The 16109-nt window shown below is 72.6% G+C and carries 20 protein-coding genes and 2 tRNA genes; 11 read left to right on the forward strand and 11 right to left on the reverse strand.

What is annotated here, in order from left to right; genetic code table 11:
- The first annotated feature begins 80 nt into the window (after nucleotides 1–80).
- The 5 genes from K6T13_RS12645 (at nucleotide 81) to K6T13_RS12665 (ending at nucleotide 4173) form a co-directional block, all read left to right on the forward strand.
- Nucleotides 81–1373, forward strand: a complete 1293-nt coding sequence (locus K6T13_RS12645) for an aminopeptidase P family protein (protein WP_222898286.1) — start codon at nucleotides 81–83, stop codon at nucleotides 1371–1373.
- Between the two features lie 87 nt (nucleotides 1374–1460).
- Nucleotides 1461–1533: transfer RNA gene (locus K6T13_RS12650), tRNA-Arg, on the forward strand.
- A gap of 363 nt (nucleotides 1534–1896) precedes the next feature.
- Nucleotides 1897–2685, forward strand: a complete 789-nt coding sequence (locus K6T13_RS12655; RefSeq protein ID WP_222894917.1) for a hypothetical protein — start codon at nucleotides 1897–1899, stop codon at nucleotides 2683–2685.
- 13 nt (nucleotides 2686–2698) lie between these two features.
- Nucleotides 2699–3409 carry a class E sortase gene (locus K6T13_RS12660; RefSeq protein ID WP_222894918.1) on the forward strand — a complete coding sequence of 237 codons (711 nt, stop codon included), beginning with the start codon at nucleotides 2699–2701 and terminating at the stop codon, nucleotides 3407–3409.
- A gap of 20 nt (nucleotides 3410–3429) precedes the next feature.
- Nucleotides 3430–4173 (forward strand): hypothetical protein, encoded by a 744-nt coding sequence (locus tag K6T13_RS12665; RefSeq protein WP_222894919.1) that lies wholly within the window; start codon nucleotides 3430–3432, stop codon nucleotides 4171–4173.
- Nucleotides 4174–4500: 327 nt separating this feature from the next.
- On the opposite strand, the gene K6T13_RS12670 is transcribed toward K6T13_RS12665, so the two are convergent.
- From K6T13_RS12670 to K6T13_RS12715, 10 genes are all read right to left on the reverse strand, one after another.
- Nucleotides 4501–5211, reverse strand: coding sequence for a class F sortase (locus K6T13_RS12670; RefSeq protein ID WP_222894920.1), 711 nt, complete (start codon nucleotides 5209–5211; stop codon nucleotides 4501–4503).
- Nucleotides 5212–5221: 10 nt separating this feature from the next.
- Nucleotides 5222–6046: a DUF4397 domain-containing protein gene (locus K6T13_RS12675; protein WP_222894921.1), complete on the reverse strand. Its 825-nt coding sequence runs from the start codon at nucleotides 6044–6046 to the stop codon at nucleotides 5222–5224.
- 106 nt (nucleotides 6047–6152) lie between these two features.
- On the reverse strand, nucleotides 6153–6782 hold the full coding sequence (locus K6T13_RS12680) for a response regulator transcription factor (RefSeq protein WP_222894922.1): 630 nt from the start codon (nucleotides 6780–6782) through the stop codon (nucleotides 6153–6155).
- Between the two features lie 94 nt (nucleotides 6783–6876).
- On the reverse strand, nucleotides 6877–7236 hold the full coding sequence (locus K6T13_RS12685; protein ID WP_222894923.1) for a hypothetical protein: 360 nt from the start codon (nucleotides 7234–7236) through the stop codon (nucleotides 6877–6879).
- Nucleotides 7233–7556: a hypothetical protein gene (locus K6T13_RS12690; protein WP_222894924.1), complete on the reverse strand. Its 324-nt coding sequence runs from the start codon at nucleotides 7554–7556 to the stop codon at nucleotides 7233–7235. The genes K6T13_RS12685 and K6T13_RS12690 overlap by 4 nt, the downstream gene beginning before the upstream one ends.
- Nucleotides 7553–7756, reverse strand: a complete 204-nt coding sequence (locus tag K6T13_RS12695; protein WP_222894925.1) for a hypervirulence associated TUDOR domain-containing protein — start codon at nucleotides 7754–7756, stop codon at nucleotides 7553–7555. The genes K6T13_RS12690 and K6T13_RS12695 overlap by 4 nt, the downstream gene beginning before the upstream one ends.
- Nucleotides 7757–7837: 81 nt before the next feature.
- Nucleotides 7838–8485 carry a response regulator transcription factor gene (locus K6T13_RS12700; protein WP_222894926.1) on the reverse strand — a complete coding sequence of 216 codons (648 nt, stop codon included), beginning with the start codon at nucleotides 8483–8485 and terminating at the stop codon, nucleotides 7838–7840.
- Between the two features lie 126 nt (nucleotides 8486–8611).
- The gene (locus K6T13_RS12705; RefSeq protein WP_222894927.1) at nucleotides 8612–9619 is read right to left on the reverse strand and encodes an adenosine deaminase; all 1008 of its coding nucleotides are present in this window, start codon (nucleotides 9617–9619) and stop codon (nucleotides 8612–8614) included.
- A 47-nt stretch (nucleotides 9620–9666) separates the two neighbouring features.
- Nucleotides 9667–10443, reverse strand: a complete 777-nt coding sequence (locus K6T13_RS12710) for a DsbA family protein (protein WP_222894928.1) — start codon at nucleotides 10441–10443, stop codon at nucleotides 9667–9669.
- Entirely contained in the window at nucleotides 10367–10918 is a 552-nt protein-coding gene (locus K6T13_RS12715; RefSeq protein WP_249423771.1) for a DoxX family protein, read from the reverse strand. The genes K6T13_RS12710 and K6T13_RS12715 overlap by 77 nt, the downstream gene beginning before the upstream one ends.
- Before the next feature lie 76 nt (nucleotides 10919–10994).
- Here K6T13_RS12715 and orn point away from each other — a divergent pair, with 76 nt between their 5' ends.
- The 3 genes from orn (at nucleotide 10995) to chrA (ending at nucleotide 13226) form a co-directional block, all read left to right on the forward strand.
- Nucleotides 10995–11654 carry an oligoribonuclease gene (orn, locus tag K6T13_RS12720; RefSeq protein WP_222894930.1) on the forward strand — a complete coding sequence of 220 codons (660 nt, stop codon included), beginning with the start codon at nucleotides 10995–10997 and terminating at the stop codon, nucleotides 11652–11654.
- 47 nt (nucleotides 11655–11701) lie between these two features.
- Nucleotides 11702–11777, forward strand: a tRNA-His gene (locus tag K6T13_RS12725).
- 87 nt (nucleotides 11778–11864) lie between these two features.
- Nucleotides 11865–13226, forward strand: coding sequence for a chromate efflux transporter (gene chrA, locus K6T13_RS12730; protein ID WP_222894931.1), 1362 nt, complete (start codon nucleotides 11865–11867; stop codon nucleotides 13224–13226).
- A 72-nt stretch (nucleotides 13227–13298) separates the two neighbouring features.
- On the opposite strand, the gene K6T13_RS12735 is transcribed toward chrA, so the two are convergent.
- Nucleotides 13299–13649 (reverse strand): HNH endonuclease, encoded by a 351-nt coding sequence (locus K6T13_RS12735; protein WP_249423772.1) that lies wholly within the window; start codon nucleotides 13647–13649, stop codon nucleotides 13299–13301.
- A 116-nt stretch (nucleotides 13650–13765) separates the two neighbouring features.
- Here K6T13_RS12735 and K6T13_RS12740 point away from each other — a divergent pair, with 116 nt between their 5' ends.
- The 3 genes from K6T13_RS12740 (at nucleotide 13766) to K6T13_RS12750 (ending at nucleotide 16073) form a co-directional block, all read left to right on the forward strand.
- On the forward strand, nucleotides 13766–14572 hold the full coding sequence (locus K6T13_RS12740) for a siderophore-interacting protein (protein WP_222894932.1): 807 nt from the start codon (nucleotides 13766–13768) through the stop codon (nucleotides 14570–14572).
- 173 nt (nucleotides 14573–14745) lie between these two features.
- Nucleotides 14746–15318: an RNA polymerase sigma factor gene (locus tag K6T13_RS12745; RefSeq protein WP_222894933.1), complete on the forward strand. Its 573-nt coding sequence runs from the start codon at nucleotides 14746–14748 to the stop codon at nucleotides 15316–15318.
- A complete protein-coding gene (locus tag K6T13_RS12750; protein WP_222894934.1) occupies nucleotides 15315–16073 on the forward strand; it encodes a hypothetical protein in 759 nt (252 codons plus the stop codon). Before K6T13_RS12745 ends, K6T13_RS12750 begins: the two co-directional genes overlap by 4 nt.
- Nucleotides 16074–16109: the final 36 nt, after the last annotated feature.

A 16109-nucleotide genomic window follows, 5' to 3' on the forward strand; every position in this document is an offset into this window, starting at 1 on the left:
CAGTGACAGGCGTGAGTGAGCAGCACGAGCCGAAGACCGAGTCCCACGACCCCAAGGTCCCCGAGGCCTGGCAGAAGTTCATGCGCACCGGATGGGGCGACCGCGAGCTCGACCTGCCCCGACACCCCGTCGCGGACTGGGCCGCCGCCCGGCGTACCCGGCTGGCGCAGACGTTCCCCGGCGAGCGGCTCGTGCTCCCGGCCGGCACCTACAAGGTGCGGTCCAACGACACCGACTACCGGTTCCGCGCCGACACCGCCCACACCTACTTCTCCGGCAACCAGACCAGTGACGCGGTGCTGGTGATCGAGGACGACCACCACGTCCTCTACGCCCGTCCGCGCAGCGACCGCGACAGCGACGAGTTCTTCCGCGACCGGCAGTACGGCGAGCTGTGGGCCGGTCGCCGTCCCTCGATCAAGGAGCTGTCCGACTCGCTCGGCATCGAGGTGAAGCACATCGACGACCTGCCGTCCTTCGACGGCGACGACCGCAAGGTCCGCGACGTCACCACCGACGAGGACCTGGGCCGCGTCGCCTCGGAGCTCCGGCTGGCCAAGGACGAGTGGGAGGTCGGGGAGCTGCAGGAGGCCTGCGACATCACCGCGCTGGGCTTCGAGGACTCGGTGCGCGAGTGGGACCGGGTGCTGGAGTTCGGCGAGCGCTGGATCGAGGGCACCTTCTTCCGCCGTGCCCGCGCGATGGGCAACGACATCGGCTACGACTCCATCGTCGGCGGCGGCAAGCACGCGACGACGCTGCACTGGATCGAGAACTCCGGACCGATCACCCCCGGGGAGCTGGTGCTGCTCGACATGGGTGTGGAGGGCAACAACCTCTACACCGCCGACGTGACCCGCACCCTGCCGGTCGACGGCACGTTCACCCCGCTGCAGCGCGACCTCTACGACCTCGTCCACGCCGCCCAGGAGGCCGGCATCCAGGCGGTCGCACCCGGCGTACCCTTCCTCGCCGCCCACGACGCGGCCATGGCGGTCCTCGCCCACGGGCTCGAGGACCTGGGCCTGCTGCCCGTCCCTGCTGAGGAGGCGCTCGACCCCGACTCGAAGGTCTATGCCCGCTGGACGCTGCACGGCACAAGCCACATGCTCGGCATGGACGTCCACGACTGCGGCAAGGCCGCCGACGACTCCTACCGCAACGGCACCCTCGGCGAGGGCTACGTGCTCACGGTGGAGCCCGGCCTCTACTTTCAGGAGGACGACCTGCTCGTCCCCGAGGAGCTGCGCGGCATCGGCATCCGGATCGAGGACGACATCCTCGTCACCGCCGACGGCTACCGGAACCTCTCCGCCTCGCTCCCCCGCACGTCCTCTGACGTCGAGGAGTGGATGGCGCGACTCCGCGGCTGAGGCACGCGCGACAGACCCGACACCTCCACCGGTCCGGAGCCGCTGCTCCGGCATACTGGCGCGAGTGGGTCGGCTCACCGACCCCTCGCCTCCGTAGCTCAGTGGATAGAGCAGCGGCCTTCTAATCCGCCGGTCCCAGGTTCGAATCCTGGCGGGGGCGCAACGCTTTAGTTCAGGCGCGCACGGTTCGTATGACGTTGCGGCTGGTCCCCGGGACAGCACGGGCTCCACTCGCAGTCTGCTGCCACCAAGAGGCACCGAACGTCGAGCTAGCGCACATGCCGCAGACAGTGCGGTTGATCGTGGTCAGCCAGTGACATCAGGCGACCGCGCAAGCGCTCGAACTGCAGCATTGCGCCCCGTGGTTCGGTACCGATCCAGCAGGAGCCCTGGACGGTGCGACAACACCTGCGGCGCGAGGTCCGCGACGCCTTCGGTGTGACGTGCGTAACACCAGCGGCCGGGCCTCGTTGTGTGGATGCGAGCTGCAGTGGAGCAGCTTCAGGTGGTCGGGGGGACCGTCATGACTCGAGCGACTGCTGTCGTCAGGATCAGCGTGGTCGGAGCCGTGCTCGGCACGGCCTGGTGCGGCACGGGGCCGGCCGGTGCCGTCGTCGGTGACCCCGTCGACGTGGTCACCGCTGGCGCGACCGTGGACCGCGACCCTGTTCCGGTGGCCGTGGGCGACTTGGTGGACAGGGCGCCCACGGACAAGGTGGTCGAGCGCGCCGCCAAGAAGGCCAAGGACGTGGCGGGCACCGTCACCAAGGCGGCAGGCAAGGCCGCCGGGGCCGTCAAGGAAACGGTGGCCAAGTCAGCCGACAAGACCGTGCCGAAGGGCGCCGCGGACTTGCGGCATGAGGTCGAGCGGGCGCGTGCTCGGGTGGCCCGCCCCGAGGCCCAGCGCGAGCGGCGTTCCCCGGCGACCGGCACCCGACCCCGGGTGGCGACACAGCGGGGCACGGCGGACGACCGCCCGGCACGACCATCAGCCGCGTCAGCGAAGCGATCGCAGCGCAGCGGGAGCGGGCGAATGGCCGCCCGCGAGGCCGTCGTAGCAGGAGAAGCACGCGCGGCCTCGCTGACTCCGCCGGCCGGGCACCCGTGCGCCGGCGACAGCCTCGCTGCGGGGGACCTCCGTCGATGCTCACGCGCCGACCTGCCCCCGCCCCCGCGCAGGGGTGAGTCGCTGCCCTCGCTGGGCGGCGTCCCCGAGCTCCTGGTGCCGGCCGGGCTCGCCCTGATCGTCGCCGGCCTCGCCGTCATCACCCGCGGGCGCCGGCGCGACGTAGCCGTCGCTCTCGCCCGCTGACGTCGGTGGTGTCGTGGTGGATCTGGACCTGCGTGACCGGAGCCGGGCTGCGGCGAGGGCGCCGCGGCGAGCCAGCCGCACGCTGACCCGGGTCGGTGCGGTCCTGGTGCTCGCCGGGACCTTGGTCCTGGGGTACGTCGCGTGGCAGCTCTACGGCACCACCTGGCTTGCCGAGCGGGAGCAGCAGCGCACCGTCGAGGCCACGGAACGGGTGTGGTCCGTCGACCACGGCGCCCCCGTGTCACGCGAGGACCGGGCGCTGGCGAAGCAGGTGGTCGCGCTGGTCCGCATCCCGGCATGGGGCGAGGACTACGTGGTTCCGGCCTACCGGGGCACCGACGACGAGACCCTCGAGCGCGGCTTCGGGATATTCGAGGGCTCGCCGGAACCCGGCGCGAGCGGCAACTTCGCCCTCGGCGGTCACCGGGTCACCCACGGCGAGCCGTTGCGAGACATGCCGTCACTCCGCGCCGGGGACGAGGTCGTCGTCGAGACCGCGGACGCGACCTACCGCTACGTGCTCGACGACGATGGGAGCTCCCGCACGGTGAGCAGCGAGGCCAGCTGGGTCACCGACTCCTTGCCGATTGATCCCGCGACGCGTGGTCCCGTGGTGGACGCCGCGGGCTCGCCCCGGCTCCTCACCCTCGTGACGTGCGCCGAGATCTTCCACACCGAGGAGCGGCTGGTCGCCTTCGGCCACCTCGTCGCCCGAGACACCTAGGACAGGGAAGGACAGACGCCATGCCCGAGCTGCCGCGGATCGTGCGCCGGTGGCGCGCCGCCTTCGCGCGGTGGCGCGTCTCCTGGGACCGCCGCGTACCGGTCGTGACGTTGCTGGTCGCCCTCGTGGTCGGGCTCGAGCTGGGGTTCTTGCTCGGTAGGTGGGGGTTTCCGGGCGGGCCGGACGAGCCCCCGGCGACCGACAGCGCCCGGCTGTCCGGTGCTCCCAGGGACGAGGCGGACGCGCGGCGGTCGCCGGGCGTCCGGCTCCGCACCTGCAAGGCGGCGTACGCGACACAGGGCCAGGCCCTCGAGGCACTCGGCGCTGCCCTGATGCAGTGGGAGGTCCACGCAGGCGCGATGAACAAGCTGGCTCTCGGGGTGATCACTCCCGACACGGCCCAGGCGTTCTGGGACCGGGTGCGGGAGGACACCATCGGCGACCTGGAAGCGCTCGCCGAGGCGCAGGACGCCCTCGGCGAGCCCACGGCAGGCTGCCCGGCCCCGGCCACACGGATGCCCGCCCGGTTGGAGACCTGTGCCTCGGCGGTCGAGGCCCGGCACGCAGAGCTGGCGCGTGCCGCGGCAGCGCTGGAGCGCTGGCGGTCACAGGTCCGGCAGATGGAGGACTTGCGACGCGGGGCGACGACCGTCGAGCAGGTGGTGCGGACGTGGCAGCGGAGCTGGCAGGGCTCGGGTCGCCAGGTTCGGGACATCCGTCGGGGCATGCGGGCTGTCGACGGCGACGCGGACTGCGGGGGCTGACGCTGCGCCGGTGCGCGACGGCGCGTCGAGACCGCTCCGTGCAGGTCCGGACCCGACAGGCTCGCCGAGCGTCGGGTGGTCTCGACAAGCTCGACCGACGTGGGGTGGTCTCGACAAGCTCGACCGACGTGGGGTGGTGACGTACCACCGCGACCGACGTGGGGTGGTCTCGACAGGCTCGACCGACGTGGGGTCGAGACGGTGACGGAACCACCGCGACCGACGTGGGGTGGTCTCGACAGGCTCGACCGACGTTGGGTGGTCTCGACAGGCTCGACCAGCGTCGGGTGGTCTCGACAGGCTCGACCGACGTGGCGGGGGCCGTGGTCAGGCCAGGACGGCGGTGACGACCAGGTTCTCCTGGTAGCCGCCGGCCTCGGGCAGGAACGCACCCGTGCAGGTGACCAGACGGAGACGTGACCGGCCGTCACGCGAGAAGACCTCGTCCGGGAGCGCCTGACGGTCGAAGCGCTCGACGCTGTCCACGCGATAGACCATGCGCCGGCCCGAGCGCAGCGTGACGTCGATCCGTGCACCCGGACGGACCGCGCCCAGGTCCGCCAGAGGCCCGACGCCGAACCGCTGCGAGTCGACGTGCCCGGCGAGCACGGCGGAGCCTGACTGCCCGGGCGCCGGGCCGTAGCGGTACCAGCCGAGCACGCGCGGGTCGCGTGGCAGCTCCATCTGACGGCCTCGTGCCACACCGACGGAGCGGACGGCGAGGTCGAGGTCCAGGCTCGGCACGCGCACCCGCCGTGGCGGCCGGACGCGCGGCGTACGCAGGTCGGTGAGGGCGGCCGAGGCCCGGTCCACCTGCGGCGCCGGCCGTTGGCGGGTCGAGAAGACGGTGCCCGGGAGCGCAAGCGGCGCGGCGGCTGCCGCGGAACCGGGCACGGACGCGGCGGACGCCCCACCCCGCACCACCTCGGCGGTGGCGGGGTCGGGCGTCGGTCGCACCAGCATGACGACGCTGAGCAGGAGCCCCACGGCGGCGGTCACGAGGACCACCCACCAGAGGCTCCTGCCCAGCGTCGTCACGGTTGTTACCTCAGCGGCGAGCCGTCACGGGCACGACGCGGCGTGCGGCGAGCACGAGCGCGACGGCGGAGAGGAGGCCCAGGCCGAGGACCCAGGTCGGGGCGCCACCGACGGCAGCGGCCTCACCGGTCTCACCACCGGGGACACCGGACGGCGAGGAGTGCAGCCCGTCGATCGTCTGCACGGCCAGGTCGAGGTTGCCCTCCTCGGCGCTGCCCCAGGCGTAGACGATCGTCGAGGTGCCCTCACCCAGGTTCACGTCCACCGGACCGAGGACGGCGTCGTTCTCACCCGCGAGCGTCACGTCGGCCGAGTAGGTGCCGGCCGGGACGTCGCCCGACTCCTCGTTCGGGTTGGTCAGCCCGCCGAACAGCACGTCCCCGTTGGCGCGGACGTCGACCGCAGGAGCGGCAGCGGTGTGGCGGACCACGAGGCGGGCCTCACCGGCTGCGGTGGGCGAGGTGTCGTTGACGAACGGCGTCAGCTTCGGCCGGCCGTTCTCCTGCAGGTGCGCCACGACGGTGGCGTTGGCACCAGCCGGGACCTCGACACCGTCGGCCTTGATCGCCGGGTCGGCGGTGTCCGGGGTGTCGCCGTCGGCGTAGACCGCGAGGTCGTAGGTGCCGGCGGGGATGGTCAGCGGATCGGTGAGGGTGCCCGGCTCGAAGTCGGGGATCAGCTCCTCACCGTTGGCGTAGACGTCGACGGTGAGCCCGGGGACGCCGTGGAGGACCGAGACGGTCGCCTCACCGTTCTGCGCCTGGGCGGGCGCCGTGGTGACGGTCGCGATGGCGGCGACGGACACCGCCGATACGGCAGCGAGGATGCGCTTCATCGTGGTTCCTTTCGTCGGAAGTGGTGCCGGGAATTCGGCACGGGACGACCGACGGATGGGAAATGTCCACAGATTTCTCAACACCCTGTTGAGGTGGGGGGTGGTCTCAGGGCACGGGGGCCGCCACGGGCGCGGTGTCCTCAGCCACGTCGAGACCGTGCTGGATGCCCCAGCTGACCGCCTGGGAACGACGCGTGACCCCGATCTTGCGGTAGGCGGTCCGCACGTAGGTCTTCACCGAGTTGATCGAGATGAAGACCAGGTCGGCGATCTCCTGGTTGGTCAGCCCGAGGGTGATGAGGGAGAGCACCTCGAGCTCCCGCGCGGTGAGGCCGGCCACCCGCACGGCGGGATGGCAGTGGCCGTCGGCCGGGAGCACGCGCCCCTCGCGCCGACCGCGGTGGATGCGTTCGAGGCCGCTCACCAGCTGCTCCGCCGACATCGTCTTGGAGAGCTGGCCGTCGGCCCCGCAGGCGAGGGCCCACTCCACCTGGACGTCGTCGGGCTGCCAGCCGAGCGCGATCACGGTCGCTCCGTTGCCGCGGAGCAGGGTGTGGAGGCCGGCGTCGTGGCCCTGACCCCGCTCTCGTACGCCGTAGAGGATGACGTCCACCTCCGACCCCGACCCCAGGTCGACCATCTCGACCCGCTGGTCATAGCGGGCGAGGAGGGCGGTGACGCCGGCGACGTCGATCTCGTAGGCGTCGACGACGGCCGTGCGGACGGGAGGGTGCACCTTCGCAACCTACGACATGTCCAGACCACCTGATCGGGTGAACACGTCCTCAATCGACGCACTGACCTCTCCAGCCCCGCGCGCCACAGGGGCCTCAGCCTCGCTCGTCCACCCACCACGCGAGCGCGTTGAGCGACGCCCAGCCCAGCGTCACGCCCACGACCTTGCGGCGGACCGCAGGGTCGTCGGCACCGACGCCCAGCACGAGGCAGTCGCCGAGGTCGCTGGCGATCCGCAGCGCGACAGCCGCCCGGTTGAGGCCGGCGTCCGAGGACAGCAGCAGCGACGACGTGGCGAGGTCCCGGACGCCGAAGGTGCGTGCCAGGCGGTCCAGCGCCGGGCCCTCCTCCGGGTCGGCGTCGAGGGCGCGGGCCAGGTGACGGGGTCGCGCCAGCGCGTAAGCGGCGTACGCACAGGTCGCCGCCCCCATGACGCGGCTCAACCGGTAGCTCATCGGTCCTCCTTGTCGAGCACGGTCCGAGCCCATCGTCGACCTGCATCGCCTCCCCAGGCGTCCCAGGCGACCCGGCCGGGGGACGGGAAGCCGTCCCCGCCGCGCGAGAAACCCTCGGCGTCGCGGTCGCTCTCGTGCCGGCTGAAGTACTGGTCCATCTTGCGCACCACGTCCGTGGACACGGCCTCCCCCTCGGCCAGCTGCGAGGCCCGTCGACGCCCGGTGTCGGTGAAGCCCTCGCCGGCGTGCCCCTCCCCGATCCAGCGGCGGGCGCGGTCGGCGGCCTCCTGCACGTCCTGGGGCGGGCGGTGGCTGCTCACTTCTTGGTCAGCCCGTCGTCCTTGTGAGCCGCACGGGCGCCGGTCTTCTCCGACTCCACGATGTAGGCCGGCTCGTCCTCGCTGGCCCGGAACTGCTGCCCCTCGAACTGAAAGTCCGAGGTACGCCGCTCCACGATCGTCCCCGTGGTCTCCCCCTGCGGGGTGTTCCACGCGACCCGGTCACCCTTCTGCAGACCCATCTGACCCCTCCTCGCCTCGTCCTCGCTCCAGACAAGCACGGGGGTGGTGACGGCGGCTCACCCGTGGGGGCGGGCCGGCGGTCAGTACGCGTCGACGCCGTTGATGATCCGCCGCCGGTCGGGGCGGAACCCGTGGTCCATGCCCCAGCTGACCGCCTGCGCGCGGCGCTGCACGCCGATCTTGCGGTAGGCGGTCCGGATGTAGGTCTTCACCGAGTTGATGCTGATGTAGGCCCGGTCGGCGATCTCCTGGTTGGTCAGCCCCTGGGTGATCAGGGCCAGCACCTCCGACTCCCGTTGGGTCAGTCCCAGCTCACGACCGGGCCAGTCGCCCTCGTCGGGGCCCTCCCCCGGAAGCGGCCGCATGTCGGTGACCACCTCACCCCGGTGGATGGCTTCCAGGCCCATGACGATCTCCTCGGCCGTGAGCGCCTTGGAGAGGTAACCCCGTGCGCCACGCGCGATCGCGCGCTGGACGAGGTCGGGCTGGACGTTCCAGGTGAAGATCGCGACCTTGGCGTCACCGCCGTGCACCAGCTGCTCGAGGTCGACGCCGTCACCCTGGATCTGCCCGAAGGTGTCGTAGAGGATCACGTCGACGTCGCTGACGACCTGCTGCCCCGAGTCCAGCTCCACGACCTGCACCCGGTCCTCGAAGGGAGCCAGGAGCGCGGCGACGCCGGCGACGACGATCTCGTAGTCGTTGACGATGGCGATACGAACCGGCATGACCCCGAACCTACGTCACTGGCGCCGACACACGCGCCAAATCCCGCGCCCGCCGCACGCTGCCCGCTAGAAAGGTGAGCGGCCCCGCAGGGTATGAGTCTGCGGGGCCCTGGCTTGCCCGGCCCGTCACCCGGCCGCGTAGCGGTCGATCTCCTCGAGGAGCGACTGCTTCGACGCCTCGGGCGCGAACGACGCACTCACGGCCATCCGCGCGAGGTTGGCGACGCCCTCCTCGTCCAGCTCGAGCAGGTCGGCCGCGACGGCGTACTCCTGGTTGAGGGTGGTGCCGAACATCGGTGGGTCGTCGGAGTTGATGGTCACCGGCACGCCCGCCTCGACGAAGGTCCGCAGCGGGTGCTCCTCCAGGCTGGGCACGGCGCCGGTGGCGATGTTGGAGGTCGGGCACACCTCGAGGGGGATGCCCTCCTGGGCGAGGTGGGCCAGCAGCTCCGGGTCGGCAGCGGCGCTCACGCCGTGCCCGATGCGGTCGGCACCGAGCACGCGCACGGCGTCCCAGACGGTGTCGGGGCCCGTGGTCTCGCCGGCGTGCGGCACGCTGCGCAGCCCCGCGGCCCGTGCCGCGTCGAAGTGGCGCTCGAACTGGGGACGCGGGACGCCGACCTCCGGGCCGCCCAGGCCGAAGCCGATCAGGGCCTCGGGGCCGTGGTCGAGGGCGTAGGCCAGGGTGGCGTCCGCTGCGGGGACGCCCGACTCCCCCGGGATGTCGTAGATCCAGCGCAGCACCAGGCCGAAGTCGCGCTCTGCGGCCACCCGCGCGTCCTCGATGGCATCGGTGAACGCCTCGATGCGGACCCCCGCTGCCACCGACGTGAACGGCGTGCAGGTCAGCTCGGCGTACCGCACCTGTTGCCCGGCGATCTCACGGGCCACCTCGTAGGTCACCATCCGGACGTCCTCGGGTGTGCGGATCAGGTCGACGACGGCGAGGTAGACCTCGATGAAGTGGTCGAAGTCGCGGAACGCGAAGAACGAGCGCAGCTCGTCCTCGTCGGCCGGCACGACCCCGGGGTGGCGGGCCGCGAGCTCGGCGACGATGCGGGGCGACACCGAGCCGACGTGGTGCACGTGCAGCTCGGCCTTGGGCAGGCCGGCGATGAAGTCGGTGAGGCTCACCCGGCGCAGTCTGGCAGCGGGTGGCCCACGACGACCAACTGCGGGCGTCAGCCGATCGCGGCGAACACCTCCGAGGCGATCTGCTGCGGGCTCTCACCCACGGTCCGCTGGCCGTCGACCAGCACCGTCGGTGTCTGCCGGATGCCGTCGCGCGAGGCCGCCTCGGTGCCGTCCTCGACCCAGCCCTCGAAGCCGAGGTCCTCGATCAGCGGGCGGACCTCCCCCTCGTCGGCGCCGGCCTCGACCGCCTTCTCGACGAGGAAGTCGTCGTCGGGGAAGGGGCCGGACTCGCTCGGCTGCTCGGCGAAGACGAGGTCGTGGAACTCCTTGGCCGCCTCGGGGCCGGCCGTCTCGGACACCGCCGCGAACGCGTTGGCGGCCCGCAACGAGTAGTCGCCCGCTTGGCTGAGGAAGTTCAGCGTGCGGAACTCCACCCGCACGTCCCCCTGCTCGATCGCGGTGTCGAGCTGGTCTCCCAGCACCCCCTCCAGCTGCGCGCAGAAGGGGCAGAGGAAGTCCTCGTAGATGACCACCTCGGTCGGGGCGTCCTCCTGCCCGAGGACGATGCCGTACTCCCCCGAGGCACCCTCCGGCGCAGCGGCGGTGTCCGAGGTGTCGTTGAGGGCGCGGATCAGCAGGTAGCCGCCGACGACCACGGCGAGGACGACGCCGACCACGAGGACGTAGGTCAGCCGCTCCTTGCGCTTCGCGGCCTTCCGGCGCGCCTCCGCCGCGGCCTTCGCCCGGTCAGCCTTGGCGCGACGCTTGTCCCGCTTCGTCTGCGTGGCCAGGCGCTCCTGCTCCGACTTGTGACCCTTCGCCATCGTTCTCCTCTTCCTGCGGCGCCCGGTGGCGCCGGATCCACGTGTCCACGGCCCACCGCGACCCGGGGCGGACGACCAGCCAGCCCGACAGCAGCACCAGCCCGAGGTCGCGGGCGATCTCAGCGGGGTACTCCGCCGACGCCCCCTCCCTCTGGCCGCCGCCGCCGAAGCAGCCGCACTCGATCTCCAGGCCGCGGGCCCAGGCCGAGGCGATGCCCACCACGAACGCCGCGAAGAGCAGCGCCGAGAGGGCGGCCATCGGTCGCGTGAGCAGCCCGAGCACCAGGCAGGCGCCGAGCACCACCTCGACCACCGGGAGCAGGTGACCGACCGCGGGCACGACCGCCTCGGGAAGCAGCTCGTAGGCGCGGACGGCACGGACGCTGGACGCCGGGTCCGGCAGCTTCAGCGCACCGGCGACGATCCAGACCACTCCGGTGACCAGGCGGGCCAGCAGTCCTACCCAGTCCTTCACGGCGACCACCCTAGGCGCGAGCACTGAGGAATCCCTGAGCCACTCCCCTCCTCACCGGCCAGTAGGGTGACGACTCGTGAAGGAACGCCTGGTGTGGATCGACTGCGAGATGACCGGCCTCGACCTGACCGCGGACGCCCTGATCGAGGTGGCCGCCCTGGTGACCGACTTCGACCTCAACGTGCTGGGTGAGGGCGTCGACCTCATCGTGAAGCCGCCGGCGGAGGCCCTCGAGCAGATGGGCGACTTCGTCCGGTCGATGCACGAGAAGTCGGGCCTGCTGGCCGCGCTCGACTCCGGCATCCCGCTGGCCGACGCCGAGGAGCAGGTGCTCGCCTACATCCGCGAGCACTGCGACCCGCAGAGCCGCCCGCCGCTCGCCGGCAACTCCGTCGCCACCGACCGGGCCTTCCTCGCCCGCGACATGCCGCAGCTCGACACGTTCCTCCACTACCGGATCGTCGACGTCTCCTCCATCAAGGAGCTGGCCCGCCGCTGGTTCCCCCGCGCCTACTACCAGTCGCCCCCGAAGCGCGGGAACCACCGCGCCCTGGCCGACATCCAGGAGAGCATCGAGGAGCTGCGCTACTACCGGGAGGCGGTCTTCGTGCCGCAGCCCGGCCCCGACTCCGACCGCGCCCGCGAGATCGCGACGCGGCACGGCGGGTCCCTCACCGGCATCCCCGAGGAGCCCGGCGACGAGGCCGCTCCCGATGCGGAGACCTCAGAGGGCTAGGGCTACACTGCTCTCCGGCCCGGGGCGCCAGCCCGGGGTCGATCATGGTGGGCGTAGCTCAGCTGGTAGAGCATCGCGTTGTGGTCGCGAGGGTCGCGGGTTCAAGCCCCGTCGCTCACCCCAGACATCCACGCAGGGCCCCGGCAGCGCGCCGGGGCCCTGCGTCTTCCCGGCGTTGACGCCACGGTGTCGCCCGGCGAGCATGACCCCGTGGCGCCGCCCCCCGCACGCTCGGACTCCGACGCCGTCCCCCTCAGCGAGGCGACCGGGGCGTGGTTCCGGATCTCGCTCCAGACCTTCGGTGGGCCGGCCGGCCAGATCGCCGTCATGCAGCACGAGCTGGTCGACCGCCGGCGCTGGATCGGTCAGGGCCGGTTCCTCCACGCCCTGAACTTCTGCATGCTGCTCCCGGGGCCGGAGGCCCAACAGCTGGCCACCTACACCGGGTGGCTGCTCAACGGCACCCGCGGCGCACTCGTCGCGGGCGGTCTCTTCGTGCTGCCCGGGCTGGTCGCCCTGCTGGGCCTGACCGCGCTCTACCTCGCTGCCGGGTCCACCACGCTGGTGAGCGGGCTCTTCGCGGGCCTCGCCCCGGCCGTGATCGCGATCGTCGTGCAGGCGGTGCAGCGGGTCGGCGCGCGGGCGCTGCACCACCGTGCCTTGGTCGTCCTCGCCGTCCTCGCCTTCCTCGCGATCACCGTGGCCGGCGTCCCCTTCCCCGTCGTGGTGCTGGCCGCCGGCCTCTCCGGCTGGCTGCTCGGCCGGCGCATCCCCGTGCTGCGTACCGCCGGCGCGCACACCGACGACGACGGCGGGCCCCCGCCGTTGATCAGCGACGACGCCCTCCACGACGACCCGCCCTCGGGCCGCCGCACCGTGCGGGTGGTCGGCATCGGTCTGGTGCTGTGGTTCGCGCCGGTCCTCGTGGCCGCGCTGCTCCTGGGCCCGGACAGCGTCTACGTCGACCAGGGTCTCTTCTTCGCCGGCGCCGCCCTCGTCACCTTCGGCGGTGCCTACGCCGTGCTCGCGTTCGTGGCGCAGCAGGCGGTCGAGGTGTACGGCTGGCTCGCCCCGGGCGAGATGGTGCGTGGCCTCGCGCTGGCGGAGACCACGCCCGGCCCGCTGATCATGGTCGTGCAGTTCGTGGCCGGTGTGGGTGGCCACCGCGACCCCGGTGTCCTCGACCCGTGGCTGGCCATGGTGGTCGCGTCGCTGCTGACGACGTGGGTCACCTTCGTGCCCTGCTTCCTCTTCATCCTGGCGGGAGCGCCGTACGTCGAGCGGCTGCGCCACAACACCCACCTGACCTCGGCCCTCACCGGGATCACGGCCGCCGTGGTGGGCGTGATCGGGAGCCTCGCGGTCTTCTTCGCGCTGCACACGCTCTTCGACCAGACCCGCGACGTCGCCTGGGGCCCGCTCGGCCTCGAGGTGCCGGTCGTGGCCACCTGGGACCCGCTGGCCTTCGCCCTGACAGCGCTCGCGCTCGTGCTGCTGGTGGGCCGCGGCTGGTCGCCGCTGCGCACGCTCGGCCTCTGCGCCGTGCTCGGGGTCGTGCTCACGCTCGTGTGAGGTGTCCGCCCTCCCCGCCGCTACCGGGGTTTCGAGGCTCGCTGCGCTCGCACCTCAACCACCGGGCGGCCCCTAGGCGGGTGAGGTGGCGAGCTCGGCCTGCACGGCCAGGTGCCGGGTCAGGAACGTCCGTTCGTCACGCCGCCGGCTGCGCAGCCAGGTGGTGACCTCCTGGTTGCCCTTGCTGGCGTTGCACGGCCCGCAGGCGGGTGCGACGTTGGTGAGGGTGTAGCGGCCGCCGCGCGAGATCGGCAGCAGGCAGTCGCGCTGCAGGGGCCGGTCGGTGACGCCGCAGTAGGCACACCCGCCCCAGGCCGCCTGCAGCGCAGCCCACTCCGCCGGAAGCAGGTCGTTGTCGGCGGCGGCCACGCGGCGGCGCCGGCGACGGGTCGCCCGGGCACGTCGGCTGTTGGCGGAGGCCACGGCGGCGATCGTACGCCCGCACGAGACTCCCGCGGCGGAACCACGCCCCGCCCACCACCCCTCCCCACTGACAAGTTAGGGTCACCTAACACCGCGAGCGAGATGAGGGAGGGCGCATGAGCTACTGCGCGGAAGTGCTGAGGTCGGAGTGGCTGACGCCGCTCCTGGTCCGGGTCGAGCTCGGCGGACCGGGGCTCGACGGGTTCGCGATGCCCACCGACACCGACGCCTACGTCAACGTGGCGATCCCGCCGACCGGCGCCGACTACGGGGGCCGCTTCGACCCCGGTGCCGTCCGCGAGCAGCGGCCCCGCGAGCTGTGGCCGGTCCGGCGCCGCTACACCGTACGGCGCTGGGACCCCGCCACGGGCCGGCTGACGCTCGACGTGGTGGTCCACGGCGACGACGGCGTCGGCGGTCCCTGGGCCGCGACCGCCCGGCCCGGAGACCTGCTCGTCCTGGAGGGACCCGGTGGCGGCTACCGCCCCGACCCGTCGGCCGACTGGCACCTCATGGTCGGTGACGAGTCCGCACTCCCGGCGATCGCCGCCTCGCTCGAGGCGGTGCCTGCGGCAGCCCCGGTGACCGTCCGGCTGCTCTGCGACGGCCCCGACCACGAGGTAACGCTGACCAGCCCGGGGTCCCTGGACCTGCTGTGGCTGCACCGCACCGGCGAGGAGACCGACGCCGATCTGCTGCCGGCCGCCGTGCGGGAGCTCGTGTTCCCGGCCGGCCGCGTCCACGCCTTCGTCCACGGCGAGGCCGACGAGATCCGGGCCATCCGCCGCCACCTGCTGGCCGAGCGAGGTCTGCGACGCAGCGACATGTCGTGCTCGCCGTACTGGCGGCGCACCATGACCGACGAGGCGTGGCGACAGATGAAGAAGGAGTACGTCGCCGCCATGGAGACCGACGTCGCCTGACCGACGAGTCGTCTCGTGGCGACCCGTACCCCCCGGGCCTGCGGACTGTCGCTCGGGCGGTCGGACGAAGTCCTCCGGGTCGAGACCCAGTCCGTCGGCAAGACCTGCACAACCGCGCGCAGCACTTCCGCATTCGGCGGACAAGAGGCTGCAGCGTGTCCCATTCTCAGCATGTGCAACCCCCCGACCAGCACACCCTCGATGCCGCGCGCCGCGGCGAGCAGTGGGCGTGCACGGAGGTGTGGCTCTGCCTGGCCCCGCGGGTCCGCGCCTTCCTCCACGCGCGGGGTTCCCGGGAGCCCGACGACCTGACCAGTGAGGTCTTCCTCGCGGTGTTCCGGGGCCTCGACGGCTTCGTCGGCGGCCCCGACCAGTTCGTGGCCTTCGTCTTCACCGTGGCGCGGCGCCGCCTCGTCGACGAGCTCCGGCGTCGGTCCCGACGGCCCGTGCTCGCGGAGTGGGCGGAGGAGGACGACACCCGCCTGTGCGAGAGCGCGGAGCACGAAGCACTGCTCCGGGTCGAGGACCGCGACGTGCGGGACCTGCTGCTCCTCCTGTCACCCGACCAGCGCGAGGTCCTCGAGCTGCGGTTGCTGGCGGACCTCACGGTCGCCCAGGTCGCGGAGGTGCTCGGCAAGCCCCCGGGCGCTGTCAAGGCACTGCAACGACGGGGCCTGGCGGCACTCCGCGGCCGGCAACCGTCCGCGGTCCTGCCGACGCCGGGACAGGGGGTGGTGACGCCATGATCCGCCGCCTGGTCGACCGCGACCTCCGACGCCTCTCGCGGGGCCTCGAGGACGCGTTCCCCGTCACGACGCCGCAGCCCTCGGCCGAGCTGCTCGCCCTGCTCGAGCCCGAGCTGCTGACGAAGGCCGGTGCCGCTGCGGAGGTCCCCGACCGCCGAGTCACCGGCCGGCGCTGGGTCGCTGCCTGGATCGTGGGTCTCGGCGCGACGGGGCAGACCGTGCTCGGCACCTCGCTGGCCCTCGCCGCCGGCGTGGGCGCCGGTGTCGCCGACGTACTGCCGGACCCGGTCCAGCAGGTCTTCGACCGTGCGACGGTGCTGCTGTCGCCCGACGGCATCGTGGACGACTCCCCCGTTCCCCCGCGCGGTCCGTCCGTCGAGGACGACCAGCGCAGTGTCTCGCGTCCCGCGATCCCGCCGACCGGCGCCCGGGACGAGCGGGAGCGCTCCACGTCGGTTGCGGGGAGGGCCAGCGCCCCCACGTCGACGACGGAGCGTCACGACTCCCCGGGGTCGGCACCCGCCCCTGCCCCGCAGTCGTCCGCGCCGGCGGCTCCTGCCCCGCAGACCGGGCAGGGCCCCCAGGGGTCGGGCGACCGCGACGAGCGGGAGGACGGCGAGGATCGGGCCGCGGACGCTGCCGAGGACAGGCGGGACCAGGCCGAGGACGAGCAGGAACAGGCCCAGGACCTCCGGGACGACGCCCGGGACGCCGCGGAGGACGCGGCAGACGACGCAGCGAACGACGACAAGTAGCCGTCTCGGGCACCGGCGGCTGGTGACCCCTGGCGG

It is taken from the genome of Nocardioides coralli (genome assembly GCF_019880385.1).
GTDB lineage: Bacteria > Actinomycetota > Actinomycetes > Propionibacteriales > Nocardioidaceae > Nocardioides > Nocardioides coralli.